The organism is Phyllobacterium sophorae (assembly GCF_003010965.1).
Lineage (GTDB): Bacteria > Pseudomonadota > Alphaproteobacteria > Rhizobiales > Rhizobiaceae > Phyllobacterium > Phyllobacterium sophorae.
In genome coordinates, this window is sequence record NZ_PGGM01000001.1 from 246,427 (window position 1) to 272,068 (window position 25,642).

Consider the following 25,642-nt stretch of genomic DNA (forward strand, 5'->3'; position numbering starts at 1 on the left):
ATTGATTATAAATATATATTTTTGGATGAAAGCAGGTGCCGTGTGCATTTTGCAGCAACATGCCTAAAAAATGGGCATTCGTAAACAAATCAACGAGGCTTATTCCGGTAGATGCACACGAATTAGGCCCTCCTGCGCCGTCGAGGCTATCAAACTGCCGTCGCGACTATAGATTGCGCCCCTGTTGAAACCACGCGCACCGGATGTACTCGGGCTGTCTGCCGTATAAAGCAGCCAATCGTCGAAGCGGCAGGGCCTGTGAAACCACATGGCATGATCGAGACTGGCGACCTGCAGATCCCGGTCAAAAATCGAGCGGCCATGCGCATAGAGCGAGGTGTCGAGCAACGTCATGTCCGAGATATAGGCAAGGACGGCAGCCTGCACAGCACGATCCTCGGGTACCGGACCGGTCGTCTTTATCCACACATTCTGCTCTGGCGGCAGCTTTTCGCGGGAAAAGTAATGGGTAAGGGACAAAGGTTTCAGTTCGATCGGCCGATCCTGTTCCCAATACCTGCGGATATTGGCCGGAGCATTCTGCAGATACTGTTCCTTCAAATCCTTGTCACTGATCAATTGTTCAGGCGGCGTTAGATCGAGCGGCTGCGGCTTCTGGTGTTCGAGCCCTGCCTCCTCGATCTGGAACGATGCCTCCAGCGAAAAGATCGCATGGCCGTGCTGGATGCCGACGACACGCCGGGTGGTAAAACTGGAACCGTCGCGGATGCGGTCGACCTCATAGATGATCGGGACTTTTGGATCGCCAGCGCGCATGAAATAACCGTGCAGCGAATGCACGTGCCGCGCGGGATCGACGGTGCGCTGCGCCGCGACGAGGGCCTGGCCGATCACCTGACCGCCGAAGACGCGCTGCCAGCCGACCTGCGGGCTGCGACCTCGAAACAGGTTGTGTTCAAGCGTCTCAAGGTCGAGTATGGACAAAAGCTCTTTCATGGCGTCTGACATGATCGGTATCTCCTGCGCGCGTAACTTCCACGCTTGCAACAGGAACAGAAGAACAAGTCAAGCGCCGCATCAAGCGCAACCCGGAGGCAATCATGGTTGAACGAACCCGGAAAGAACAGCCAGGCACAGATATTGTCATTGCCGGCGCAGGCTATGTCGGCCTTGCGACCGCCGTGGCACTGAAATCATCGGCGCCGCACCTTGGCGTCACCGTCATCGATGCGGCCCCTGCCGGCGTCTGGCGCAATGATACCCGCGCCTCGGCCATCGCAGCGGCTGCGAGCCGCATGCTCGACCGGCTCGGCTGCTGGGACGCGATTCTGCCTGAGGCCCAGCCGATCAATGAAATGACGGTCACCGATTCGCGCACCTCCGATCCAGTGCGGCCAGTCTTCCTGACCTTCAACGGCGAAATCGAGCCGGGCGAGCCTTTTGCGCATATGGTGGAAAACCGGGTGCTCAATGCGTCACTGCGGGCCAAGGCGGAAGAACTCGGCATCGAATTCATCGAAGGTGCGCCGGTCAATGGTATTGAGCAGGGCGAGGCGCATCTGACCGTCCGCTATGCGGATGGCAAGAGCCTGCGCACGCGGCTTCTGATCGCCGCGGACGGCGTGAAGTCACGGCTGCGCGACATGGCTGGCATCAAGACGGTCAATTGGGAATATGGCCAGTCGGGCATCGTCTGCACCGTCTCCCATGAGCGGCCGCATCATGGCCGCGCCGAAGAGCACTTCCTCCCCGCCGGTCCCTTCGCCATCCTGCCGCTAAAGGGTAACCGCTCCTCACTGGTCTGGACCGAGCGGACAGACGATGCCGAACGGCTGATCAACGATGATGATTTCGTCTTTGAACACGAGCTGGAGTTGCGTTTCGGATTGAAGCTCGGAGAATTGCATGTGGAAGGCCCCCGCAAATCGTTCCCGCTCGGCCTGACTTTGGCGCGCGACTTCGTCAAGCCGCGTTTTGCGCTGGCCGGCGATGCAGCCCATGGAATCCACCCCATTGCCGGGCAAGGCCTCAATCTTGGCTTCAAGGACGCTGCGGCGCTCGCGGAGACGATCGTCGACGCCGACCGGCTCGGTCTCGACATCGGCTCGATCGCGGTGCTCGAGCGCTACCAGACCTGGCGGCGCTTCGACACGGTGCAGATGGGTGTCACCACCGACGTTTTGAACCGGCTGTTCTCGAACGACAATGTGCCGGTTCGCGCCTTGCGCGACTTCGGCCTCGGCCTCGTCGAACGGATGCCGCGGCTCAAGGGATTTTTCATCCGCCAGGCCGCGGGATTGTCGACGACTGCGCCCAAATTGCTGCAGGGCCAGCCGATCTAGAGCGGACGCGGATACGTGCGGTAGATCGCGTCAATCTCCTTGAGGATTTCCGGCGACAGCGTAATCGAGCTCGCCCAGATATCGGTCTTCAGCTGCTCCATCGAGGTGGCGCCGATGATAACCGACGTCATGAACGGCCGCGTGAGGGCAAAGGCGATAGCCATCTGCGCCACGTCGAGCCCATGCTTGCGAGCAAGATCGATATAGGCCCTGACGGCGGGCGCGGAATGTTCATTGCTGCGCCACAGCCCCCCCGGCTGAATCGCGCCGCGCGTTCCCGCGGGTGTTTTCCCGTCGAGATATTTTCCGGTGAGTACACCCGAAGCCAACGAGGAATAAGCCAGGAGCCCGACATCCTCGTGATGGCTGAGTTCGGCAAGATCGAGATCGAATACACGTTGGATCAGGCTATATTCGTTCTGCACGGAAGCAACCCGCGGCAGGCCGCTGCGTTCCGCAAGCTTCAACCATTGGCCAATGCCCCAAGCCGTCTCATTGGACAGCCCAATGTGCCGGACCTTGCCTTCCTTCACCATGTCGTCAAGGCCAGCGAGCGTCTCGTCGATCTGTGTCATGGCCAATGCCCTGTCCTGGGACTGAGGCGCATACTTCCAGGCAGAGCCAAAGTGATAATGGCCGCGGGCAGGATAATGTACCTGGTAGAGATCGATATAATCAGTCTGCAGCCGCTTCAGGCTGCCTTCCACCGCCTCACGCACCGACTTCCTGTCCGGAGGTGTGCCGTTGCGGATCCAGCTGTTGCCGCCGCCGGAAATTTTGGTCGCAAGCACGAATTTGTCGCGTTTGCCGGTTTTCTTGAACCATGTGCCGATATAGGTTTCGGTCTTGCCATAGGTCTCGGGGGTTGACGGAATGGCATAGACTTCCGCCGTATCCATGAAATTGACGCCTGCATCGAGTGCATAGTCGATCTGCCGATGCGCATCCTCTTCCGTGTTCTGCACACCCCAGGTCATCGTGCCGAGGCAAATTTCCGTAACGTCAATATTCGTACGGCCAAGTTTTTTCAGTTTCACGGGATTTTCCTGTTTCGATTTGGGTTGATCAGTCGACTTGGAGGCCAAGCCTCTGCTTGAGCTTTCTGACCCGCTGCCCGTAAAGTTGGGAGACCGGAACGGCAGCAGCAGCCGCGCCTACCATATCAATCAATTCATACTTTTCCAGATCATTGAGCCGCTCACGCAGAAGCGGCGACGTTTTTTCGATGACCGTCGGCGTATCGCCAACCTGGGCGAAGGCCCATTTGGCATAAATCATCGCCTCGTCTGCCTTCCAGGGATTGCTGATATCGATGATGGCGCTCCGGACCGCGTCAAAATGATTTTCCGTAATCAGGCCATCTTCCGCAATGATCGCAAAAATCACTGTTGCCGCAGCGAGAACAGGATCCTCGATGGCGGTCAGCGGCGAATGCTCGGCCATTTTCCTTATCTTTCTACGCCGAAAATATCCACGCGCACGCCCTGCACTGTCGATCAATTCACTCGCCGCTTCACCCAGCACTTTCATCCTGTACCACCAGAACAAGCCGCCGCCGAGGATTCCCAAAACTGCGAGGACAAAATGCATGATCAAATCCCTCAATAAAAAGGCGAATTCTACGAAAGGGAAATGGAAGGGTAAATTAGGCGATGGAATAATGCGGTGCCATGGATATGATACGGAACCATGCTAACTCGGAGCCGTTATCGCCACGCCCGATAACGGTGCGATCACGCCCAATGCAACCAATTTTAACGAGGGAGATACAAATGGATAGACAAGCAACGGCGATCTGGAAAGGCGCGCTTGCCGACGGTTCCGGTACGCTCGATACACAGAGCGGAGCGCTCAAAGGTCTTCCTTACAACTTCAAGGCGCGATTTCAGGATGAAAGCGGCACCTCCGGCACCAATCCAGAAGAGTTGCTGGCGGCCGCCCATGCCGGCTGCTTCGCGATGCAGCTTTCGCATTTCCTGGCGGAGAACGGAACGCCGGCGGAGCAGCTCGACGCCAAGGCAACAGTGACTGTAAATCCGGCCGCCGGCGGCGGCTTCGAGATCACCAGGAGTGCGCTGACACTGATTGGCAATGTTCCTGGTATCGACGAGGCAACGTTCACCAAGCTTGCAGGTCAGGCGAAAGCCAGTTGCCCGCTGTCAAAGGCCCTTGGCGCGATAGAAGTCACACTGGACGCCAAGCTGGCGTGAGACCGGCTTTGAACAAATCGAGTCTCGATCGACAGTAGAGCCGTCTAGGGCTCCGTGGACAATTGGAAGGTCAACGTAATGACTTTCCAATTGTCATACTCTTCTTCCTGTAGTTGGAACGGAGCTGATCGGTTCAATGCCCGGCGAATACTGAGGATCGCCGACTTGAGCTCGGAAGCTGGGGCTCCGCTACCTGCAATTTCTGGTGTGCCCTCAATAGCGCCCTTACGATTGAGATGAATCTTCGCAGTAATAGTAATTGGCTGACTTCCCACCAAATCAAAAGGATGCAGCCAATTGCTTTCGATTTCTCGCTGCACGCGGGCTAGACCCTCTTTCGATAGGCTTGCTGCGTGGCTTAGTGGAATTATCACAGTGAATGCGATAAGAGCGAGAAAGGCACGGGCATCCACGTTCCAGAGGGTACAACGTCCCGTTCCCTTCATTTCAATGCTCCCATTAAAGATAAAGTATGGTTGGTCCTTTACCGAAGGATGACGTGGCCAACAACCGCTACCTTAGTCTAGGGGCTCTATCTTGTCGGTCATATGCGGTCACACCCGCCGCTCGACCATCATCTTCTTGATCTCGGCAATCGCCTTGGCCGGGTTCAGACCCTTGGGGCAGGTTTGCGCGCAGTTCATGATCGTGTGGCAACGATAGAGGCGGAATGGATCTTCAAGGTTGTCGAGCCGCTCGCCCGTCGCTTCGTCGCGGCTGTCGATCAGCCAGCGATAGGCCTGGAGCAAAACGGCGGGGCCGAGGTAGCGATCGCCATTCCACCAGTAACTCGGGCAGGATGTCGAGCAGCAGGCGCAGAGGATGCACTCATAAAGGCCGTCTAGCTTGGCACGGTCCTCATGGCTCTGCAGCCATTCCTTCGCGGGCTCGGGCGAGACCGTCTTCAGCCAGGGTTCGATCGACCGGTGCTGGGCATAGAAGTTGGAAAGGTCCGGCACCAGATCCTTTACCACCGGCAGATGCGGCAGCGGATAGATTTTCACCGGTCCCTTGATCTCGTCCATGCCCTTGGTGCAGGCGAGTGTATTGGTCCCGTCGATATTCATGGCGCAGGAACCGCAAATGCCTTCACGGCAGGAGCGGCGCAGCGTCAGTGTTGGATCGATCTTGTTCTTGATCCACAACAGGCCATCGAGAACCATCGGGCCGCAATCGTCCAGATCGACATAATAGGTATCGATGCGCGGGTTTTCGCCATCGTCCGGCGACCAGCGGTAAATCCGGTACTCGCGCAGATTGTTCGCGCCCTGCGGACGATCCCAGGTCTTGCCGGGACGCATCTGCGAGTTCTTGGGAAGTGCAAGTTCAACCATGATATTCTGGTTCCTTGATCAATACACACGCGCTTTCGGCGCGATCTTGGCGAGGCTGATGCCGCCGTCCTCTTCCTTGACCAGCGGGTCAAGGTGGACAGGACGGTAACCGAGCGTAACCCTGCCGTCCGGAGTGAGCCAGGCGAGGCTGTGCTTGCGCCAGTTGACGTCATCGCGGCTCGGGAAATCCTCATGCGCATGGGCGCCCCGGCTTTCCTTGCGCGCTTCGGCGGCAACGACGGTCGTCAGGGCGTTGGCCATCAGGTTTTCCAGTTCCAGCGTTTCCACCAGATCGGAATTCCAGATCATCGAGCGGTCGGTGACCTTGACGTCCGGTAGTTCGCTCCAGATCTTTTCCATACGCTGTACGCCGGATTTCAACGAATCAGAGGTTCGGAACACGGCCGCATCTTCCTGCATCGTCCGCTGCATCTTTTCGCGTAAAGCAGCAGTCGGCGTACTGCCATTGGCATGACGCAGACGGTCGAAGCGACCCATGATCTTCATCACCGAAGCTTCGTTTATGTCCGGGATCTTGGCATTGCGGTCGATCACCTCGCCAGCGCGGATCGCGGCTGCGCGCCCGAACACGACAAGATCGATCAGCGAGTTGGAGCCGAGACGGTTTGCCCCATGCACCGAGGCACAGCCCGCTTCGCCAACGGCCATCAGGCCAGGCTGGATGCGGTCGGGATTGTCGGGGGTCGGGTTGAGCGCCTCACCCCAATAATTGGTTGGGATGCCGCCCATATTATAGTGAACCGTCGGGAGGACCGGAATCGGCTCCTTGGTGAGGTCGACGCCGGCGAAAATCTTCGCCGATTCCGAAATGCCGGGGAGGCGTTCGTGCAGGACAGCAGGATCGAGGTGATCCAGATGCAGGAAGATGTGGTCCTTGTTCTTGCCGACGCCGCGGCCCTCGCGAATTTCCAGCGTCATGCAACGCGAAACCACGTCGCGCGATGCAAGATCCTTGGCCGAGGGTGCATAGCGCTCCATGAAGCGCTCCCCTTCGGAATTGACGAGATAGCCGCCCTCCCCGCGCGCACCTTCGGTGATCAGGCAGCCGGCGCCGTAGATGCCGGTAGGGTGGAACTGCACGAACTCCATATCCTGCAGCGGCAAGCCCGCGCGGGCGACCATGCCACCGCCATCCCCCGTGCAGGTGTGTGCGGAGGTTGCTGAAAAATAGGAGCGTCCATAGCCGCCCGTCGCCATGACAACCATCTTCGCCGCAAAGCGGTGGATCGTGCCATCGTCGAGGTTCCAGGCGACGACGCCAGTGATCGTGCCATCTTCATCCTGGATAAGGTCGAGCGCGAAATATTCGATGAAGAACTGCGCATTGTTGCGCAAGGACTGGCCGTACAAGGTGTGCAGGATGGCGTGGCCCGTGCGGTCAGCCGCGGCGCAGGTGCGCTGCACGGGCGGACCATCGCCATAATTCATCATGTGCCCGCCAAACGGGCGCTGGTAGATTTTTCCGGCTTCGGTGCGGGAGAACGGCACACCGTAATGTTCGAGCTCATAGACCGCCGCTGGCGCTTCGCGGGCAAGATATTCCATCGCGTCGGTGTCGCCGAGCCAATCGGAGCCTTTGACGGTGTCATACATGTGCCATTGCCAGGAATCCGGGCCCATATTGCTGAGCGAGGCGGCGATCCCGCCCTGCGCCGCAACCGTGTGCGAGCGTGTGGGGAAGACCTTGGTAATACACGCTGTCTTCAGGCCCTGTTCGGCCATGCCAAGCGTTGCCCGCAGGCCAGCGCCGCCGGCTCCGACCACGACCACATCGAATTTGTGATCGACGAATGTGTAGGCCTTGCCGCCCGTTTTATCTGTTGGTGCCATGATAGAGGTTAGCCTCCAAAGCTCAGCTTGAGGATCGCAAAGATGCTGACAATGCCAACCGCCAGAGCGAAGAAGGTATTGAGCATCAGCAGCACGATCTTGGTGCCTTCGCCGTGTACATAATCTTCAATGATCACCTGCATGCCGAGGCGCATATGATAGAGACCGGAGATGATCACCATCAATAGAACCAGGGCTGTCAGCGGGTGGGAGAGTGCCGCCCTTGTCTCGGCATAGCCAGCGCCATGCAGCGACAGGATCAACCCTATGAAAAACAGCAGCAGCGGTATGTTGGCGACAGCTGTCAGCCGCTGACGCCAGAAATGATCCGTGCCTTCCTTCGCAGATCCCAATCCGCGAACCTTGCCAAGCGGCGTGCGCATGTCACCCATCGCTCAAATCTCCCTTAAGCTATTGTGAATGCAGCGATCCAGATGAGGATCGTCAATGCGACGGAAAGAATGAGCGAGGCCCAGGCCATCTTCGTGGTCGTGTCCTTGTCGAGGCCACGGCCAGTATCCCAGATCAGATGGCGTATGCCCCCGATCATGTGGTGAATGAGTGCCCAGGTGTAGCCAAGCAGCACCAGACGGCCGATCCAGGAGCCGTAGATAGCATTGACGAAATTGAAGTATTCTTCATTCGTGGCCGCCGCAATCAGCCACCAGGCAACCAGCAACGTGCCAACATAGAGCGCCGAGCCGGTGATCCGGTGGACGATGGACATGACCATGGTTGGGATGGGCTTGTAGATTTGCAAATGCGGCGACAGTGGCCGGTTTGCTGAAGAACGAGATTGGGTCATATTGAAGCGTTCTGCCGGTGAGAATTCGGGACAAGGTCGAGGGGTTTGGCGAGGCCGATGTCTTTCCATCGGACGAAGCCAGGGCCCGAAGGATTTGGCTCGAATTCGCCCGGCCCTTCGGGTTTCCGGCCGGTGGCCAACCACATTGTCAGGCGGCGTTGTCCGATGGAAAGACATCGGCCTCGCCACCTTCCTCGCGGATTGGCTCGCCATCCGAGAAACAGAACGTCTTCTATATGACCGAATCTCGCTCTAAGATTTGTCTTGCTCATAGCGTCCCCAAGAGTAGCGCCACATCTGGTTAGACGGGCAGGGCCGAAAAGGCTGGATAGAGGCAATTTAGAAGGGTTTTAATCCGGTTTTTGCACTGCGTCAAAGCCCCATTCCGCCCCCTCATGCGGCGAATTGGCGTCAATAGCAAGTCAATAAGGTTTGTGCTTTAAATTCAATCGTTTAAAGGTCGAGAAACGGCCCTGAAAAGGCAAATTCCTGCGACTGTGTGCTGCAAAAAATTATTTGAGTGAGTCTGTCCGGATAGCCTCCGGACGACACTGTCTGGGGTCATTTGGCCGATGTTTGTCTGCGACAAACGGGGTCGTCGGCAGAATGCCGCCGACCTGGCTGCAACCCTGCATTGCTGCCACCTACTGGTTACCAAACCTGATAATGAAGCTCGTCCAGTCGGCCGGCGCCGCGACCTGTTCGTAAAGCTTGCGGCCGTCCTCAGGAACGCGCGGCGCGTTCAGCGAAAGCTTGGTCCAGCCGCGCTCCTCCGCCTTGTCGGCCAGCACATCGATCAAGGCCTTGGCAATGCCTTTACCGCGGTGGTCATGATGCACATAAATATGATCGACCTGACCGGCACGCATCCCGGAAACCGGCTCGGGAAGATCGTAGAAAATAACGAAGCCCACGAGATGGCCGTCGAGGCGTGCACCGGCGATTTCCGCTGCACGGTCACGCAAAAGGTTTTCCGCATAGTAGTCGTCCGGACGGCGCGGCGCGCCACGTTTCAACGCCTGGGCATAGCTGGCCAGCAGCGGGGCGAATTCATGGGCATCGCTCAGATGCAGGAGTGAAATGTCGATGGCGTGTTCGTCAGCTGTCTTTTTGGTCATGATCGCTTTTCCGTCCCTTCATGCCTGCCTGATCGTCGTCTTGAGGATTGGTTGATTGTGCCGCGCCCGTCAACCTGCGCCCGGTATGAAAATCGATTTGATTAGGTTTGGGCAGATGACAATCATTAATAAAAGGTTAATCTCAACGTTGATGAAGTTGTCCCATCAGAGGTGCCGCCATGGTTCAAAAGAGAATTGCCTGCTCGGTTTTGGCATCGATGGGTTTGGCGCTTGCCCTGGCGGCTTCCCAAGTGGCAGCTGCAAACGATTTCAATAGCAGCAACACCTACGGTGATGAATACGGCAACGTCATCACGCACGAGGCTGGTGGCCCGAAGATCGTCTTCGTTGGTGCTTCGGCGGCACAATCCGATAGCTTGGGCCGCAGTATCCGGCGGCAGGTTCCGGTCTATAAGCGCGCCAAAGGCCCATCGGTAATTTCTCCGGTTGGCGATCCGGTCGTTCTGGGCGCCGTCCCGGCACCGAATACGGGATGCAGCAGTCCCCTCCTCATCCAGGGGCGCGGTTACATGTATGGTCTCGACCGCAACGAAACGCCGGTTATTGGTCATCCTGACTGCGACTAGCACCGGTCCTTCGGAGATTTGATTTGCCTCGGTGAGCCGCGCCCTGTAAAGGGGGCCGCTTCATCGAAGAGGTAGTACTCATGGCTCGCAACTCTGACGGCGCACTGGTCCTGTTTTCCGGCGGACAGGATTCCGCCACGTGCCTCGCCTGGGCGCTGTCGCGCTTCGACCGCGTCGAGACGGTGGGTTTCGACTATGGCCAGCGGCACCGGATTGAGCTCGAAGTGCGCGGCGAGTTCCGCAGCGCCATCACCAGACAGTTTCCGCAATGGGCAGCGCGTCTTGGCGACGACCACTTGCTGGATGCCGGCATTGTGGGGCAGCTCGGTGCTTCGGCCATGACCGACGACATCGCCATCGAAATGGCTGACAACGGCCTGCCCAATACCTTTGTACCTGGCCGCAATTTGCTGTTCTTCACGCTCGCTGGTGCGCTGGCCTATCGCCGTGGCCTGCGGGTAATCGTAGGCGGCATGTGCGAAACCGACTATTCGGGGTATCCCGATTGCCGCGATGACACGTTGAAAGCCCAGCAGGTTGCTCTGTCGCTTGGGCTGGACCGCCGCATAACCATCGAAACGCCATTGATGTGGCTGGACAAGTCCGAGACCTTCGCGCTGGCACGGGAGCTCGGCGGCGGACCACTCCTCGACCTTATCGTCGAGCATACACATACGTGCTATCTTGGCGATCGTTCCAAGCGCCATGCGTGGGGCTATGGCTGCGGTACGTGCCCAGCCTGCGAGCTGCGTTCCGCCGGTTGGGAAAAATTCAGGGCGGAGGCCGTATGACCTACGCCGTCAAGGAAATCTATTTGACCCTTCAGGGCGAGGGCAACCATACCGGCCGCGCCGCCGTTTTCATGCGCTTTGCCGGATGCAACCTGTGGTCGGGGCTTGAACGCGACCGCGAAGAGGCGGTCTGCCGGTTCTGCGATACGGATTTCATCGGTGTGAACGGCCCGGGCGGCGGCAAGTTCAAGACCGCTGAAGCTCTGGCCGATGCAGTGGCTGCGCAATGGCCCGATACAGATAGATCGGGCGGCAAGCCCTATGTCATCTGCACCGGCGGTGAACCCCTGTTGCAGCTCGATGCGCCGCTGATTGAAGCGTTTCATGCGCACGGCTTCGAAGTGGGCGTCGAGACCAATGGCACCATTGCCGCGCCGGCCGGGCTTGACTGGATCTGCGTCTCGCCCAAGGCGACCGCGCCTCTGGTCCAAACCAGCGGCAACGAGCTCAAGCTGGTCTTCCCGCAAAAGGAAGCCGAGACGCATCCATCGCGTTTCGAGCAGCTTTCCTTCGAGCATTTCTATTTGCAACCTCTTGACGTCATCGGTGATCCGGCGCAAACCGCGTCGCATGTGGCATCTGCAGCGGCCTATTGCCTCGCCCATCCGCTTTGGCGGCTGAGCACGCAGACACATAAACTGATCGGCCTGCCGTAAGCGCAGGCTGTTTGTTGACCGCAATTCCGGACGCAAAACCGTTACACACTTTGCTGGAATTGCTTTAGCGGGCGCCTGTATTGCGCCAGAGCTGACGGAGCAATTATGAGAATCTTCAACGAATTTACGTTTGAAGCGGCACATCATCTGCCGCACATTTTCCCCGACGGACACGTCAATACCCGCCTGCACGGACACAGCTTCCGTGTGCGGGTGACGCTGGAAGGAAAACCCGATGGCAGGACTGGCCTTATTTCCGATCTCGGCGTCGTGAAAAGCGCATTCGACAGCGCGGTCGACCTGCTTGATCACCGGTATCTCAACGAAATCCAAGGGCTGGAAACGCCGACACTTGAGAACATTGCGATGTGGCTGTGGCGGCATTTTGCACCTGCTCTGCCCGGCTTGGCGGAAGTCGGCGTTTACCGTGATACTTGCGGCGAAGGCTGCGAATATCGAGGCGAGTTCGAGATAGAAAGGACAGCAGCATGAGCCATTATGCAGAACAGGCAACGATGCTCGGCAAGGATGTAAAAATCCCGCAGCATCCCGACGAAGCCACTCTCGATGCTGTGCCGAACCCGCAGGCGGGGACATTGTTCCTTGCGCGCTTTGCGTGCCCGGAATTCACCTCGCTTTGCCCGGTCACCGGCCAGCCGGATTTCGGCCATCTGGTGATCGATTATGCTCCGGACCAGAGCCTGGTTGAATCCAAATCGCTGAAGTTGTTTCTTGGCAGCTTCCGCAATCACGGCGCCTTTCACGAGGATTGCACGGTCGGCATCGGCAAGCGCATCGTCGAGGCGGTCAAGCCCTTGTGGCTGCGCATTGGCGGCTACTGGTATCCGCGCGGCGGTATCCCGATCGATGTTTTCTGGCAGACCGGCCCGGTGCCGGAAGGTTTGTGGCTGCCGGACCAGGGCGTTCCGGCATATAGGGGGCGGTGAAGGGTTGGTGCTGGCGGCTGATGCCGGTTATCTCTCCCCTTGTGGGAGAGAAAGGATTTTGTTGAATTTAGCCCCTTTGCTAAATTCTTAGAAAATCCAAGTGAGGGGATTTGAACCCACAATACACTATCCCCTCTCTTGTGATTTCTAGCACTTAGCAGGGGCTAAGATGCTGAAATCACATTCTCCCCCTCAAGGGGGGAGATAGAGAAGCTTACTTCCACTCTCTAATATCAACAAAATGTCCGGCAATTGCCGCAGCGGCTGCCATGGCTGGCGACACGAGATGCGTGCGGCCCTTGAAGCCCTGACGTCCTTCGAAATTACGGTTTGAGGTCGAGGCACAGCGTTCACCTGGCTTCAGGCGGTCATCATTCATGGCAAGGCACATGGAGCAGCCAGGCTCACGCCAGTCGAATCCGGCTGCCTTGAAAATCTTGTCGAGACCTTCGGCTTCCGCCTGTTCCTTGACGAGGCCTGACCCTGGAACGATCATCGCATCGACCGTTTCACTGACTTTACGGCCTTCAACGACCTTCGCGACTTCGCGCAAATCCTCGATACGGCCATTGGTACACGAACCGATAAAGACGCGGTCTAGCTTGATATCCGTGATCGGTGTGCCCGGCTTTAGTCCCATATAGTCGAGCGCACGCCACTTGGAGCTGCGTTTGGTCTCATCGGCGATGTCGTCCGGATTTGGCACTGCGCCGGTAACCGAGATCACATCCTCCGGGGAAGAGCCCCAGGAAACGATCGGCGGCAGGTCGGCAGCGTTCAAGACGACAATCTTGTCGAAATGCGCGCCTTCGTCGCTCTGCAGCGTCTTCCAATATTCAAGCGCCTGTTCAAAAGCTGCGCCTTTCGGCGCACGGGGCTTGTCCTTGACATAGGCGTATGTCGTCTCGTCCGGAGCGATCAGACCGGCGCGCGCGCCGCCTTCGATCGACATGTTGCAAATGGTCATACGGCCTTCCATAGAAAGCGCGCGAATGGCTTCGCCAGCATATTCGATGACATAGCCGGTGCCGCCTGCGGTGCCGATCTCGCCGATAATGGCAAGGATGATGTCCTTGGCGGTCACGCCGGCCGGCAATACGCCATCGACACGCACCAGCATGTTCTTGGCCTTCGACTGGATCAGCGTCTGGGTCGCGAGAACGTGCTCGACTTCCGATGTGCCGATACCGTGCGCCAAGGCGCCGAAAGCGCCGTGCGTGGAGGTATGGCTGTCGCCGCAGACAATAGTCATGCCAGGCAGGGTAAAGCCCTGCTCCGGTCCGATGATGTGGACGATCCCCTGACGGATATCCTTCTCGGAATAATATTCGACCCCGAAATCCGCGGCATTCTTGGCGAGAGCCTCGACCTGAATGCGGCTTTCCTCATTCTTGATACCATTGACGCGGTCCGGCGAGGTCGGGACGTTGTGGTCAACGACCGCAAGCGTCTTTTCCGGATGGCGGACCTTGCGGCCGGCTACGCGCAAGCCTTCGAACGCCTGCGGGCTGGTCACTTCATGCACAAGATGACGATCAATATAGAGGAGGCACGTGCCGTCATCCTGCTGATCGACCAGATGGTCATCCCATATCTTGTCATAGAGTGTACGTGGCGCAGTCATGGCGATATCCTCGGCACGGTGAGGTCGTACCCTCGTGAATAGGGTCGAAATGGTATGAGGCTTTTCGTTAGGATACGAGGAGCAGAGGCGATGGAAATGTTTATCCATTTTCGAGCCTTTGCGACAAAGTAGCCGGGCGAAAAGACCATATCCTCCTGACGCCGAAACGGCTGCAAGCTGCAATGTCGAACCGTTCGGCCGGGGAGAAGACCCCGACCTTCACGCTTCTCCTCGCATCTTTTTGCCGTTTCAGGCGCCATTTCGATCCTCTCCACGAGTGTACGACCTAATGCTTTTCGATTATTTCGTGGACATATGCACTCGAGGTCCACTTACGTCAAGAAACAAGCGAAAAAAGTAATATTCCGGCGACAATGCGCCGCTGTTTCCTGGATCAACGGCGATTGAGACGGCGTTCCAGCCAGCGCAGCCCCAGCGACAGGCTGATGGTCAGTACGAGGTATACATAAGCGACGACGGAATAGGTTTCAAAGAAGCGAAAGGAGCCGGAAGCATAGACCTTGCCCATCTGCGTCACGTCCACCACGCCAAGCACCGAGACGAGCGAGGAATCTTTCACCATCGAGATGAAATCATTGCCGTAGGGCGGCAGGATGATGCGGATCGCCTGGGGCATGACAATAAGGCGGAACCGCGGAAAGCGCTTCAATCCCAGTGCCTTTGCGGCCTCGATCTGGCCCAGGTCCACGGACTGGATGCCAGCGCGAAAAATTTCGGCGAGAAAGGCGGCATAGGCAAGCATCAATGCGATGATGGCGCGCCAGAGCAGGGAAAAATCACGAACCTGCAGCGGCTCGACAAAGCCCGCGCTTTGCAGAGGCTGCGTGACGAAGTTCCACATCGCGATCACCGCCGGGGCGCCGACAAAGGCAATGTAGAACAGCAGCACAAGCAATGGGATGCCGCGCACGATCTCGACATAGAAGCGGGCGATCTGTCTAACGGCAATATGGTCTGAGAGGCTCATCACCGCCAGCAGCAGTCCAAGTGCCGACGCCAGGAGGAACGCAAGAAGCGAGACCCACACCGTGATCCAGATACCCTGCGATACCGTGGAGAAGACCTGTCCATAGATGGGGCTGACGAGGATGGCGGCGCCCAGCACAACGGCGATCGCCACCGCGACGAGCAGCCACCACGGGAAGTCCTTCTTCTCGGAAGATCCCCGGTTCTGAGTGTTATCCGACACTGTTCCGCTTACTGGCCGAGCTTGTAGTCGAGAAACCACTTCTCGTTGAGCGCGTCGAACGTTCCGTCTGCCTTTAAAGCCGCAATCGCCGCATTGACCGGAGCGACGAGCTCCGAACCCTTGGGGAAAATGAAGCCGAAATCCTCAGCGCCGAGAGGTCCGCCGATCAGCTTCAAGGCACCCCCCGACGCATCGACGTAACCCTTGCCAGCCGTGCTGTCGGTCAGCACAAGGTCGACATCGCCAGTCTTCAGCGCCTGGATCGTAGCACCGAAGGTTTCAAACAGCTTGATACGTGGATTCTGTTCATTGCCGTCGAGGACATTGTAGACGGCGACATAGAAATTGGTCGTGCCCGGCTGCGCGCCGACAAGTGCATCCTTCGTGTCGGCAAAGCTCTTCGGATCGGTGAACCGTTTCTCGTCACTGCGCACCAGCATGAACTGTTCCGAGCGCATGTATGGTTCCGAGAAATCGACCTTCTGCTTGCGCTCATCATTGATGGTGATACCGGTCATGCCGATCTGATACTGATTATCGGAAACGGCCTGAATCATCGCATCCCAGCTCGTATTCAGGTACTCGACCTTGAAGTTCAGCCGCTTGGCGATCTCGTTCATCGCATCATATTCCCAGCCGACAGGCTTGCTGGTCTTCGGATCGACGAATTGCAGGGGTGGATAGGCGTTTTCCGTCACCACGGTAACTTGTTTCCCCCCGAGATCAGGCAGGTCGGCAGCCGATGCGGAAAATGGCGCCATGGCGAGCAAAAGTCCCGCCAAAAGAAAGGATCGCAAGTTCATCTCAACCCCCTGTCGCATGTTTGCGTCGAAAACAGATTTCACCTTGTCACCCGCACGTCAATCCCCGCAAGCATGTCTGTACCCTCGATGCCTGCAGGCGGAGAAGATTTTCGCGTCACAAACAAAAAAGGCGGTCCGAAGACCGCCTTTTCAAAATTGTCAGGAACCGCGCTTATTCAGCGGCAGGTGCCTTGGCAACCGTTGCTTCCGTTACCGTCTCGGCAGCGCCGGTGGCCGGTACAGCAGTCTTGTTCTTGCGGTTGTCTTTCTTCTCGACAATGCGGGCTGCCTTGCCGGTGAGGCCGCGCAGGTAGTAGAGTTTCGCACGGCGAACCTTGCCGCGCCGGACGATTTCCACGCCTTCAACCAGTGGTGAAATGATCGGGAATACGCGTTCGACACCTTCACCGTAGGAAATCTTGCGAACCGTGAAGTTCTCGTTGATGCCAGCGCCGTTACGGGCAATGCAAACGCCTTCATAAGCCTGAACGCGGGTACGGGTACCTTCCGTCACGCGGACGTTGACACGAACCGTGTCGCCTGGGCGGAAATCCGGAAGTGTGCGCTTTGCTTCGATTTTTGCTCTCTGCTCGAGATCGAGCTGACGAATAATCTCGACGGTCATCGTCTTCATCCTTTTCTTGTCTTCTCGAACAGTCAGAGCGTTCAGCACTAGAAACACAGCGGCTTGGCCGCATTTCTATGCCTCTGATGAGGCAGGAGCGAATTCACCATTCATTGATTAATGGATTCGGGTTTTCCCGAGTTGGCGGGCAAATACACCATAAAAGCCGGTTTGTCACCTCTGACAGCGATTCTTTTTGCTTGTCTATTTTTTTGAAGGCACGTTGTGGGCGTTCCAAAGATCGGGCCGCCGTTCCCGCGTCAGCCGTTCGGCCTCCCCACGACGCCACTTGTCGATCGCCCCGTGATTGCCGGACAAAAGCACGTCCGGAATCCGGCGGCCTTCCCACTCCTGCGGCTTGGTATAGTGCGGGTGTTCGAGCAGGCCAGTTTCAAAGCTCTCGGTTTCACCGGACATGGCATTACCCATGACACCGGGTAGCAGTCTGACAATCGCATCAAGAACGACAATTGCAGCGGTCTCTCCGCCGGAAAGGACATAATCGCCGATCGACACTTCTTCAAAATCCCGGGCCTCGATCAGCCGCTCGTCCACCCCTTCGAAACGGCCGCAAAGCAGGATAACGCCAGGACCGGCCGCCAGCTCGCGCACCCGTGCCTGCGTGAGCGGCTTGCCGCGCGGGCTCATGAACAGTTTTGGCCGCAGATCCGCCACATGATCCACAGCGCGTGCCAGAACATCCGGCTTCATCACCATGCCCGCGCCGCCGCCAGCCGGTGTATCGTCAACCATACGGTGCCTGTCGGTAGCAAAATCGCGAATCTGCACTGTTTGCAGCGACCACGCGCCGTCCTGCAATGCCTTTCCTGCGAGTGACACGCCAAGCGGGCCCGGAAACATTTCCGGATAGAGCGTCAGCACAGTGGCGCGAAAGCCCCCCTCTCCCGCCGTCATGACTGCTTTTTCCCGTCGCCTTCACCGCCGAGCTGGCGGCGGCGTTCCTCGTCCTCATTCTCATCGGGAATGAGACCAGCTGCTACAGGATCGATGACGATGTGACCAGCCTTGACGTCGACCTGTGGCACCGCAGCCAGCGTGAACGGTATCAGCATGGGACGTTTGCCGGGAATGGTCAGCTCCAGAAGGTCACCACCGCCGAAGTCGAACATAGCCGATACTTTGCCGTGCTTTTTGCCTTCCGCATCGATTGCCTCCAGGCCGATCAGGTCGGAATGGTAATATTCGTCCTCGTCCAGGTCCTGAGGCAATTGCGAACGGTCAATAAACAGGGTCGTGCCATTCAGCGCCTCGGCCATATTGCGGTCATTCACGCCGCGGAAACGCACGACGACAACAGTTTTGGCCGGACGTATGTCCAGAACCTCGAAAGCCCTGCCGGTCACATCATAAAGCGGACCATAGTCGGCAAGTGCCATCGGGTCGCCGGTGAAGGCTTTCACGCGCAATTCACCGCGTGTTCCGTGTGCCGCACCGATCACCGCCAACTGAACCGGATCATTCAACATTGCCATGGCATCTTCCATTTTTTCGCATCAGCCCGAATTAGAGCAAACCTCGAGCAAAACCAAGGCTGAAACGACTCCGTAAGGAGTCCTGTGTCAGGGTTGCGTCATAAAATCGAGGAGCGACGCCATGGGCGCCCAGCCGCAAACCGAAGAATTTCTGGTTTCCGCCAGAGCCGACCTGATTGACGCACGTGAAAATTGGCTGAAATCCCTGAAGAACACGCGACGGCTGGCGGCGAACACACTGGAGGCCTATGAGCGCGACACGCGTCAGTTCTTTCAGTTCCTCACCGGCCATCTGGGCGAGCCGCCGGCGCTGAAGGACGTGGCGACACTGCGCATTGCCGACCTTCGCTCGTTCCTGGCCCGCCGCCGCAATGATGGTGCCGGAGCTCGCACGCTTGGGCGCGGACTTGCGGGCATACGCTCCTTCCTGCGTCATCTGGAAAAGCAGGGCATGGCCAATGCCGCTCCGTCGATCGCCATGCGCGCGCCGCGCCAGCCGAAATCCCTGCCGAAGCCACTGACCGTGATCGATGCACGCCGCGTAGTCGAAACTGGCGAACAGCTCAACGAAGAGCCATGGATCGCCGCCCGCAATGCCGCCGTGCTGACGTTGCTCTACGGCTGCGGTTTGCGCATTTCCGAAGCGCTCGGCCTCGATGGCGGGGCATTGACCGATCCCAATGCACGCTCCATTCCCATTACCGGCAAGGGCGGAAAAACCCGCATGGTACCCCTTCTGCCGATCGTGCATCGTGTTGTCGCGGAATATCGCAAACTCTGCCCCTATGCGCTGGAAGAGGGCAAACCGCTGTTTCGCGGCGCACGCGGCGGCGAGCTGCACCCGGCCATCATCCAGCGTGACATGCAGAAGATGCGCGGCGCGCTTGGCCTGCCGGATACGGCGACGCCGCATGCGCTGCGGCATTCCTTCGCCACGCACCTGCTCGGCCGTGGCGGTGACCTGCGCACCATTCAGGAATTGCTCGGCCACGCCAGCCTGTCGACGACACAGGTCTATACCGGCGTCGATACGCAACGGTTGCTGGAAATATACGACAAGGCGCATCCCCGCGCCTGAAAACAGACAATTTACGCGTAGAGATTAACGCTTTTTCCAAGAGCACACGGATAGAACGTAAGGTATGAACGACAAAGATATCTTCCCCGCACTTGACCGCATCGCCGATGTCATTCTCAGGCTGTGCCTGATAATGAGCTGGCTGATGCTGGCCGCGTTTCTGGTTATCGCTTTCAGCGCCCGCGCGCGGGCGGAAGGAATTAGCTGCGGTGGCCGCGACCTGATTGCGGAGATGGCGAAGTCCGACCCGGTCAAGCTCGACGCCCTGCGCAAAGAGGCCGCGGAAACTGAAAACGGCAAGGGACTGCTCTGGAAGATCGAAAAGCCGGGCGTGAAGCCATCCTACCTGTTTGGCACCATGCATCTTACTGATCCGCGCGTACTCAAACTTTCCGGCGCCGCTGAAGCCGCGTATCAGGGAGCCGATACGATCGTCATCGAAACGGACGAGGTGCTCGACTCCAAGGCACCGTTGAAGGTGATGGCGGACACGCCCGATTTGATGATGTTCACCAATGGACAGACCCTCGACAAGCTCATTCCCAAAGACAAGCTTGAGACCGTCAAGGCCGCGCTTTCGAAACGCGGCATCTCGCTCGCCGCTGTAAATCGCATGCAGCCATGGATACTCACCAGCATGCTTGCCATGCCCGCCTGCGAACTTGCGCGCAAGAAGGAAGGCACCGATTTTCTCGATATCAAGCTCGCTGAAGAGGCAAAAAACAGCGGCAAGCGAATCGCTGGTCTTGAAACCATCAAGGATCAGCTGAGTGCGATGGCTTCGCTGCCCATACAGTTCCACGTTGACGGTTTGATCGAAACGCTGGCGCTGGGCCCGGAACTGCCCGATGTCTTTGAAACGATGACCGTACTCTATACGCAAGGCGATATTGGCATGATCTTCCCGCTGATGCGCTCGGTCTCTCCCGACGGAATTGAAAGTGGCAGCAACTATGCAGAGTTTGAAGAGAAGATGATCAACACCCGCAATCGAACCATGGCGGAACGGGCTATGCCGATCGTTGACGAAGGCAATGCGTTCATTGCGGTCGGTGCCTTGCATCTTCCGGGAGAGCAAGGTCTCGTTTCATTGCTGAAACACAAGGGCTATACAATCACAGCTCAATGACCAGCCGGAGCAAGTATTTTTCCCCGAAGCGCACGTATAAACACGATAGCGTTCCGAAGAAATCCTCTCAATTCCTGGTTATTCTGGAACTTAATAGCGAAATAGCCGTTATTCGTTCATCCTTGTGTAAAGGAATGTCACGGAGGACGCAAAATGACCTATGATCCAAACTTGCAGCGGCCAATGGAAACCGATCCGATGAATCCTAAAACCACTGTGATCAAGTCGGGCGGCGGCAGTGGCTTTCTTATTGCTGGCATCCTGATCGCCGCGCTGGTGGTCGGTGGTTACTATTACCTGAACCGCAGCGGTACCGAGATGGACGTCCCAGCTCCGCCAGCACCGACGAGTGAGGCGCCTGCTCCGGCAGCCCCCGCAGCACCTGATGCGATGGCCCCAGCACCAAAAGCTCCGGCTCCCGCTGAGCCTGCTCCGGCGCCGTCTACAACGCCAGCGCCCACTGCACCGGCTCCTGCTCAGTAATCTAGAGTGTAAGCCAGAATGCAAAAAAGGCCCGGAATTCCGGGCCTTTTTCCTTGCAATACTGGAAATCACATGTGGATCGGTTTGAAGAACGTGGCGAGGGCTGCTTCGCGCACGGCCTCCGACATGGTTGGGTGCGCATGCGTCGTACGCGCCAGATCTTCCGATGAGCCGCCGAATTCCATCAGTACAGTTGCTTCATGGATCATTTCGCCAGCCCCATAACCGACAATGTGCACGCCCAGCACCCTATCGCTGGCCTTGTCGGCAAGGATCTTGACGAAACCGTCTGTGTGCAACATGGCTCGCGCACGTCCATTGGCCGTGAACGGAAATTTACCGGCTTTGTATTCGATGCCTGCAGCCTTGAGCTCTTCCTCGGTCTTGCCGACAGAGGCAACTTCGGGCTGGGTATAGACGACACTGGGGATGGCGTCGTAATTGACGTGACCAACCTGCCCTGCAAGGATCTCGGCGACGGCAATGCCTTCATCTTCCGCCTTGTGCGCCAGCATCGCTCCCTCAACGACATCGCCAATGGCGTAAATGCCTGGAACATTGGTCTGCCAATGGTCGTTTATGGCGACGCGGCCGCGATCATCCACGGCAACGCCGGCCTCCTTCAGTCCAAGGCCGTCCGTATAGGGCTTTCGGCCGGTGGATACGAGCACGACATCGGCGTCGATCGTCTGAACTTCACCGCCCTTGACCGGCTCGAACGTAACCTTGGCGCCCTTACCCGATTTTTCAACGCCGGTAACCTTCGCACCCATTTTGAACTCGATCCCCTGCTTTTCCAGCATACGCTGGAACTGCCGCGAGATATCACCGTCCATGGGTCCGAGAATCTTGTCCAGGAATTCAACCACGGTCACCTTTGATCCAAGGCGGCTCCAGACCGAACCAAGCTCTAGACCAATCACGCCACCGCCGACAACGACGAGATGTTCCGGCACTTTCTGGAATTCCAATGCCCCAGTTGAGGACACGATGACCTTTTCGTCAAACTCGACATCCACCCCCGGAATACCCGCGACATCCGAACCGGTGGCAATAACGATGTTCTTCGTCTCGATTTCCTGAGCCGAACCGTCTTCAGCGGTTACCGAGACCCTGCCGGCAGCAACGACCTTGCCCGTACCCATGAACGTATCGATCTTGTTCTTCTTGAACAGAAACGCTACGCCATTGACGTTGGCTTCCACTGTTGCGTCCTTATGGGCGAGCATTGCCTTCAGATTGAGCTTGGGCGTGCCTACTTCGACGCCGAGAGTGGCGTGAGAATGACCCGCCTCATGGAATACTTCCGAAGCGTGCAGCATCGCTTTTGAAGGAATGCAGCCAATATTGAGGCAGGTTCCGCCAAAGGTAGGGCGCTTCTCGATCACCGCGGTCTTCAGGCCGAGTTGCGCGGCCTTGATCGCGCACACATAGCCGCCCGGACCTGTTCCGATGACGACGACATCATATGCCATGATTGATTCCTTCTTCTGTGGGCTCACGCGAAATTATTGTTCGGGGACGCATTCTTTGAAACGAAAGACTTCCCAGGGGAAAGTCTCGATGGGTTTTTCAAGTTTGAAATTGAAGCCACTCATGGAGCTGGAAAAATCTGGCAGAAGCAACGCTTGCGCGGCTGGTTCCTTGGCTTTTGGCAGAAGATCCGCGTCGGCGCCTTCCTTCAGCGCATAAATGACGCCTTGCCAAACCGTGCATGCCCGCAGCTCGTCGCCCGTGACGTCACCGCCCGGGCACCTGTACATGACCATGCCGTTGGGGCGGGCCACACCCTCGTTCCACATGACCACGCCATCCAGCTTCACGTCGCTGTCGTTCAGCTGGATTGTGAACTCATTCGACGTCATCACCGGCTGATCTTCCGGAACATGCCTGAAGGTCAGGGTATAGGTGTCATCCCTGTCCGCGTAGACGGCGCGGTCCTGCGTGCAGGCGGCAAATGCCGGCGTCGCAAGCAATGAAACAACCACCGCGAGAATGGCGGCGTTACTTCCAGGATGGTGGCGAGCGCGTAAAGCCATCAAATATTCTAGCTCGCTTGGCTGCTGGCAAGCTTGACGCCGAGCCCGATGAATACGAGCCCGGTGACGCGGTTGAACCAGCGGCCCCAGGCGACAAAGCGGTCACGAACGGATTGCATCGTGAAAAAGACGGATACGGCGACGAACCAGCAAATCAATGCGGTTGTCATGACCATGCCGTAGCCGGCCTGAATGAGGATGGGCGTCTCGTGGCTGACCAGTGCCGAGAACAGCGACAGGAAGAACAGCACGGCTTTCGGGTTCAGAGCATTGGTGACGAAGCCCATGAGAAAGCAGCGCAATGCAGAGAGCTGCTTGGCTGACTCGCTTTCATCCATTCCAGCCGGAGCTTCCGGTGCCGGGGCGCGTAACGCCTTGACGCCGAGATAGAACAGATAGGCAGCACCGGCCCATTTGAGCATTCCAAAAAGATAGAGCGACTTCGACACGATAAGCCCGAGCCCAAGCACCGTGTAGCTGATATGAAACAGCAGCGATGTGCCAATGCCGAAGCTGGTGATAATGGCGCTGCGCCGCCCGTGCACAATGCTCTGCCGGACGACAAGCGCAAAGTCGGCTCCCGGCGACACGACCATGATCGAGAATACCGCCATCAGACCGAGAAGCTCGTAGAAATAATGCGACATGGTCATGCTCCACCAAGTGGCGCGTTGAACGCCCAGACATGGCCAAACGGGTCCTTCACGCGGCCGTAGCGCGCATTCCAGAACGTATCTTCAACGGGCATGACGAGCGTTGCACCAGCCTTGACAGCACGGTCAACCGCCTGGTCGACTTCCGCAGCTTTCGGCAGGTTGATATTGATCGCGACACTCGCACCGCCACGACTCTGAGGCGACAGAACATCGCCCCCATATTCCGGAAACTCGTCGTGCATCATGATGGTGCCGCCAAACAGCGATAAATTGGCGTGCATGACGCGCTTTCCATCCTCGGTCATCTGTTTGAAGGTGTTTTTGGCACCGAAGGCTTTTTCATAGAAAGCGATCGCTTCAAGGCCGTCTTTGACGCAGATGTGGGGCTCTACTGGCGGGTAATTCGGTACATCAGCCATTTTGCTTTGCCTTTCATCCTATGCCGGTGAACGGATCGACCGGCAGATCATTGATATGAGACATCACAACCGACCAAACGCGCATCCTTGGTTTGGCGCTTGGCCATGGAGATCATGCGATTTCAGTCCGATGCACCATCGGGGCCACACAATTGCGGCCCCGTTTGATCGAAGGCTGTATCAGAGATCGAGAACGAGACGCTCCGGATCCTCGAGGCTTTCCTTTACGCGGACGAGGAAAGTTACTGCTTCCTTGCCGTCAACAATGCGATGGTCGTAGCTCAGTGCCAGGTACATCATCGGGCGGATAACGATTTGCCCGCCAACGACAACCGGACGGTCCTGGATCTTGTGCATGCCAAGAATACCGGACTGCGGTGCATTGAGAATAGGCGAGGACATGAGCGAACCATAAACACCACCATTGGAAATGGTGAAGGTGCCGCCCTGCATGTCAGCCATTGAAAGTGCACCGTCCCGTGCGGCCTTGCCGAGACGGCCGATTTCCTTTTCGATCTCGGCGATCGACATCTGGTCCGCATTGCGTACGACCGGAACGACGAGCCCCTTGTCCGTGCCGACGGCAACGCCAACATGGGCAAAGTTCTTGTAGATGATGTCCGTGCCGTCGATCTCGGCGTTAACCGCCGGAATTTCTTTCAAAGCATGCGTTACAGCCTTGGTGAAAAACCCCATGAAGCCAAGCTTGACACCATGCTTCTTTTCGAAAATTTCCTTGTAGCGATTTCGCAGGTCCATCACCGCCGACATATCCACCTCATTGTAGGTGGTCAGCATGGCGGCTGTGCTCTGTGCATCCTTGAGGCGCTTGGCAATAGTCTGCCGCAGCCGGGTCATCTTCACGCGCTCTTCGCGCGATGCGTCATCAGCGGGCGATGCCGGACGCGCGACGGCTTTCGGCGCTTCGGCCGCGGGCTGAGCAGGGATGCCCTTGGCAACAGCATCGAGTACATCGCCCTTCAAAACCTGACCGCGCTTGCCGGAACCTTCCACCTGCGAGGCGGAAACGCCTTTTTCAGCCAGAAGCTTCGAAGCTGCCGGGGAAGCCGGCATTTCGCTTGGTTTGCGTTCGGCGATAGCCGGTTCGCCGGCAACTTCGGCGGTCTTTGCCGCAGCCTCGCCGGTGGTGGCTGCAGCCGCCGCTCCGGATGCCTGGGCAACGGCGGCCGGTGCCGGCTCCGCCGTCTTGGTTGGGGCGGCTCCCGCACCATCGCCAGAGCCAATCATTCCGAGCAAAGCGCCAACTTCAACCGTGTCGCCTTCCTTGGCGGTGATTTCAGCCAGCGATCCGGCAGCCGCCGCCGGAACCTCTATCGTTACCTTGTCGGTTTCAAGTTCCACCAGGGGTTCATCAACGGCAATGGCCTCGCCGACCTTCTTGAACCACTTGCCAATGGTCGCTTCGGAAACGGATTCGCCCAGCGTTGGGACGCGGATTTCGGTTGCCATGTTCTCGCTCT

The 25,642-nt window shown here is 57.8% G+C and carries 30 protein-coding genes; 10 read left to right on the forward strand and 20 right to left on the reverse strand.

All coding sequences use genetic code 11. The annotated features are described in order from the left end of the window. Nucleotides 1-99 precede the first annotated feature (99 nt). On the reverse strand, nucleotides 100-969 hold the full coding sequence (gene tesB, locus CU103_RS01225; protein WP_106662098.1) for an acyl-CoA thioesterase II: 870 nt from the start codon (nucleotides 967-969) through the stop codon (nucleotides 100-102). 92 nt (nucleotides 970-1,061) lie between these two features. Here tesB and CU103_RS01230 point away from each other — a divergent pair, with 92 nt between their 5' ends. Continuing rightward, a complete protein-coding gene (locus CU103_RS01230; protein ID WP_106662099.1) occupies nucleotides 1,062-2,303 on the forward strand; it encodes a ubiquinone biosynthesis hydroxylase in 1,242 nt (413 codons plus the stop codon). Here CU103_RS01230 and CU103_RS01235 read toward each other — a convergent pair. Both CU103_RS01235 and CU103_RS01240 read right to left on the reverse strand, forming a co-directional pair. Continuing rightward, nucleotides 2,300-3,340: an aldo/keto reductase gene (locus CU103_RS01235; RefSeq protein WP_210203693.1), complete on the reverse strand. Its 1,041-nt coding sequence runs from the start codon at nucleotides 3,338-3,340 to the stop codon at nucleotides 2,300-2,302. The genes CU103_RS01230 and CU103_RS01235 overlap by 4 nt on opposite strands. A 28-nt stretch (nucleotides 3,341-3,368) precedes the next feature. Continuing rightward, nucleotides 3,369-3,893, reverse strand: a complete 525-nt coding sequence (locus CU103_RS01240) for a hypothetical protein (RefSeq protein WP_106662100.1) — start codon at nucleotides 3,891-3,893, stop codon at nucleotides 3,369-3,371. A gap of 182 nt (nucleotides 3,894-4,075) precedes the next feature. On the opposite strand from CU103_RS01240, the gene CU103_RS01245 reads away from it, so the two are divergent. Next, nucleotides 4,076-4,513, forward strand: a complete 438-nt coding sequence (locus CU103_RS01245; RefSeq protein WP_106662101.1) for an OsmC family protein — start codon at nucleotides 4,076-4,078, stop codon at nucleotides 4,511-4,513. 44 nt (nucleotides 4,514-4,557) lie between these two features. Here the strand turns inward: CU103_RS01245 and CU103_RS01250 are convergent, their stop codons facing one another. The 6 genes from CU103_RS01250 to CU103_RS01275 form a co-directional block, all read right to left on the reverse strand. Then, the gene (locus CU103_RS01250) at nucleotides 4,558-4,959 is read right to left on the reverse strand and encodes a hypothetical protein (RefSeq protein WP_106662102.1); all 402 of its coding nucleotides are present in this window, start codon (nucleotides 4,957-4,959) and stop codon (nucleotides 4,558-4,560) included. Nucleotides 4,960-5,067: 108 nt separating this feature from the next. Beyond that, complete coding sequence (locus CU103_RS01255; RefSeq protein WP_106662103.1) at nucleotides 5,068-5,847, reverse strand: succinate dehydrogenase iron-sulfur subunit; 780 nt, start codon at nucleotides 5,845-5,847, stop codon at nucleotides 5,068-5,070. Nucleotides 5,848-5,865: 18 nt separating this feature from the next. Beyond that, nucleotides 5,866-7,698 carry a succinate dehydrogenase flavoprotein subunit gene (gene sdhA, locus CU103_RS01260; RefSeq protein ID WP_106662104.1) on the reverse strand — a complete coding sequence of 611 codons (1,833 nt, stop codon included), beginning with the start codon at nucleotides 7,696-7,698 and terminating at the stop codon, nucleotides 5,866-5,868. Nucleotides 7,699-7,706: 8 nt separating this feature from the next. Then, on the reverse strand, nucleotides 7,707-8,090 hold the full coding sequence (sdhD, locus tag CU103_RS01265) for a succinate dehydrogenase, hydrophobic membrane anchor protein (protein ID WP_106662105.1): 384 nt from the start codon (nucleotides 8,088-8,090) through the stop codon (nucleotides 7,707-7,709). A 14-nt stretch (nucleotides 8,091-8,104) separates the two neighbouring features. Continuing rightward, nucleotides 8,105-8,503 (reverse strand): succinate dehydrogenase, cytochrome b556 subunit, encoded by a 399-nt coding sequence (sdhC, locus tag CU103_RS01270; RefSeq protein ID WP_106662106.1) that lies wholly within the window; start codon nucleotides 8,501-8,503, stop codon nucleotides 8,105-8,107. Nucleotides 8,504-9,147: 644 nt separating this feature from the next. After that, entirely contained in the window at nucleotides 9,148-9,621 is a 474-nt protein-coding gene (locus CU103_RS01275) for a GNAT family N-acetyltransferase (RefSeq protein WP_106662107.1), read from the reverse strand. A 179-nt stretch (nucleotides 9,622-9,800) separates the two neighbouring features. Between CU103_RS01275 and CU103_RS01280 the strand changes: the two genes are divergently transcribed. The 5 genes from CU103_RS01280 to queF all read left to right on the forward strand — a co-directional run bounded on the left by CU103_RS01280 (nucleotide 9,801) and on the right by queF (nucleotide 12,602). Further along, the gene (locus CU103_RS01280) at nucleotides 9,801-10,208 is read left to right on the forward strand and encodes a hypothetical protein (RefSeq protein WP_106662108.1); all 408 of its coding nucleotides are present in this window, start codon (nucleotides 9,801-9,803) and stop codon (nucleotides 10,206-10,208) included. Between the two features lie 80 nt (nucleotides 10,209-10,288). Further along, a complete protein-coding gene (gene queC / locus CU103_RS01285) occupies nucleotides 10,289-10,999 on the forward strand; it encodes a 7-cyano-7-deazaguanine synthase QueC (RefSeq protein ID WP_106662109.1) in 711 nt (236 codons plus the stop codon). Beyond that, nucleotides 10,996-11,655, forward strand: coding sequence for a 7-carboxy-7-deazaguanine synthase (queE, locus tag CU103_RS01290; RefSeq protein WP_106662110.1), 660 nt, complete (start codon nucleotides 10,996-10,998; stop codon nucleotides 11,653-11,655). Before queC ends, queE begins: the two co-directional genes overlap by 4 nt. 105 nt (nucleotides 11,656-11,760) lie before the next feature. After that, nucleotides 11,761-12,147, forward strand: coding sequence for a 6-pyruvoyl trahydropterin synthase family protein (locus CU103_RS01295; protein ID WP_106662111.1), 387 nt, complete (start codon nucleotides 11,761-11,763; stop codon nucleotides 12,145-12,147). Nucleotides 12,148-12,170: 23 nt separating this feature from the next. Then, the gene (gene queF, locus CU103_RS01300) at nucleotides 12,171-12,602 is read left to right on the forward strand and encodes a preQ(1) synthase (RefSeq protein ID WP_410010358.1); all 432 of its coding nucleotides are present in this window, start codon (nucleotides 12,171-12,173) and stop codon (nucleotides 12,600-12,602) included. A 214-nt stretch (nucleotides 12,603-12,816) separates the two neighbouring features. On the opposite strand, the gene leuC is transcribed toward queF, so the two are convergent. The 6 genes from leuC to rimM all read right to left on the reverse strand — a co-directional run bounded on the left by leuC (nucleotide 12,817) and on the right by rimM (nucleotide 18,357). Continuing rightward, nucleotides 12,817-14,226 (reverse strand): 3-isopropylmalate dehydratase large subunit, encoded by a 1,410-nt coding sequence (leuC, locus tag CU103_RS01305; RefSeq protein WP_106662113.1) that lies wholly within the window; start codon nucleotides 14,224-14,226, stop codon nucleotides 12,817-12,819. Nucleotides 14,227-14,620: 394 nt separating this feature from the next. Then, complete coding sequence (locus CU103_RS01310; protein ID WP_106662114.1) at nucleotides 14,621-15,436, reverse strand: amino acid ABC transporter permease; 816 nt, start codon at nucleotides 15,434-15,436, stop codon at nucleotides 14,621-14,623. 8 nt (nucleotides 15,437-15,444) lie between these two features. Beyond that, complete coding sequence (locus tag CU103_RS01315; protein ID WP_106662115.1) at nucleotides 15,445-16,239, reverse strand: basic amino acid ABC transporter substrate-binding protein; 795 nt, start codon at nucleotides 16,237-16,239, stop codon at nucleotides 15,445-15,447. A gap of 172 nt (nucleotides 16,240-16,411) precedes the next feature. After that, nucleotides 16,412-16,864 (reverse strand): 50S ribosomal protein L19, encoded by a 453-nt coding sequence (gene rplS, locus CU103_RS01320; protein WP_106662597.1) that lies wholly within the window; start codon nucleotides 16,862-16,864, stop codon nucleotides 16,412-16,414. 204 nt (nucleotides 16,865-17,068) lie between these two features. Further along, complete coding sequence (trmD, locus tag CU103_RS01325; protein WP_106662116.1) at nucleotides 17,069-17,779, reverse strand: tRNA (guanosine(37)-N1)-methyltransferase TrmD; 711 nt, start codon at nucleotides 17,777-17,779, stop codon at nucleotides 17,069-17,071. Further along, nucleotides 17,776-18,357, reverse strand: coding sequence for a ribosome maturation factor RimM (gene rimM, locus CU103_RS01330; protein ID WP_106662117.1), 582 nt, complete (start codon nucleotides 18,355-18,357; stop codon nucleotides 17,776-17,778). The genes trmD and rimM overlap by 4 nt, the downstream gene beginning before the upstream one ends. A gap of 121 nt (nucleotides 18,358-18,478) precedes the next feature. Between rimM and CU103_RS01335 the strand changes: the two genes are divergently transcribed. The 3 genes from CU103_RS01335 (at nucleotide 18,479) to CU103_RS01345 (ending at nucleotide 21,047) form a co-directional block, all read left to right on the forward strand. Beyond that, nucleotides 18,479-19,435, forward strand: a complete 957-nt coding sequence (locus CU103_RS01335; RefSeq protein WP_106662118.1) for a tyrosine recombinase XerC — start codon at nucleotides 18,479-18,481, stop codon at nucleotides 19,433-19,435. Between the two features lie 64 nt (nucleotides 19,436-19,499). Beyond that, nucleotides 19,500-20,564: a TraB/GumN family protein gene (locus CU103_RS01340; RefSeq protein ID WP_106662119.1), complete on the forward strand. Its 1,065-nt coding sequence runs from the start codon at nucleotides 19,500-19,502 to the stop codon at nucleotides 20,562-20,564. Nucleotides 20,565-20,717: 153 nt separating this feature from the next. Beyond that, on the forward strand, nucleotides 20,718-21,047 hold the full coding sequence (locus CU103_RS01345) for a hypothetical protein (protein WP_210203694.1): 330 nt from the start codon (nucleotides 20,718-20,720) through the stop codon (nucleotides 21,045-21,047). 68 nt (nucleotides 21,048-21,115) lie between these two features. Here the strand turns inward: CU103_RS01345 and lpdA are convergent, their stop codons facing one another. The 5 genes from lpdA to odhB all read right to left on the reverse strand — a co-directional run bounded on the left by lpdA (nucleotide 21,116) and on the right by odhB (nucleotide 25,631). Further along, on the reverse strand, nucleotides 21,116-22,522 hold the full coding sequence (gene lpdA, locus CU103_RS01350) for a dihydrolipoyl dehydrogenase (RefSeq protein ID WP_106662120.1): 1,407 nt from the start codon (nucleotides 22,520-22,522) through the stop codon (nucleotides 21,116-21,118). A 33-nt stretch (nucleotides 22,523-22,555) separates the two neighbouring features. Beyond that, nucleotides 22,556-23,086 carry a hypothetical protein gene (locus CU103_RS01355; protein WP_106662121.1) on the reverse strand — a complete coding sequence of 177 codons (531 nt, stop codon included), beginning with the start codon at nucleotides 23,084-23,086 and terminating at the stop codon, nucleotides 22,556-22,558. An 8-nt stretch (nucleotides 23,087-23,094) separates the two neighbouring features. Beyond that, the gene (locus CU103_RS01360) at nucleotides 23,095-23,733 is read right to left on the reverse strand and encodes a LysE family translocator (protein ID WP_106662122.1); all 639 of its coding nucleotides are present in this window, start codon (nucleotides 23,731-23,733) and stop codon (nucleotides 23,095-23,097) included. A 2-nt stretch (nucleotides 23,734-23,735) separates the two neighbouring features. Next, the gene (locus CU103_RS01365) at nucleotides 23,736-24,161 is read right to left on the reverse strand and encodes a VOC family protein (RefSeq protein WP_106662123.1); all 426 of its coding nucleotides are present in this window, start codon (nucleotides 24,159-24,161) and stop codon (nucleotides 23,736-23,738) included. Nucleotides 24,162-24,341: 180 nt separating this feature from the next. Further along, nucleotides 24,342-25,631, reverse strand: a complete 1,290-nt coding sequence (odhB, locus tag CU103_RS01370; RefSeq protein ID WP_106662124.1) for a 2-oxoglutarate dehydrogenase complex dihydrolipoyllysine-residue succinyltransferase — start codon at nucleotides 25,629-25,631, stop codon at nucleotides 24,342-24,344. Nucleotides 25,632-25,642: the final 11 nt, after the last annotated feature.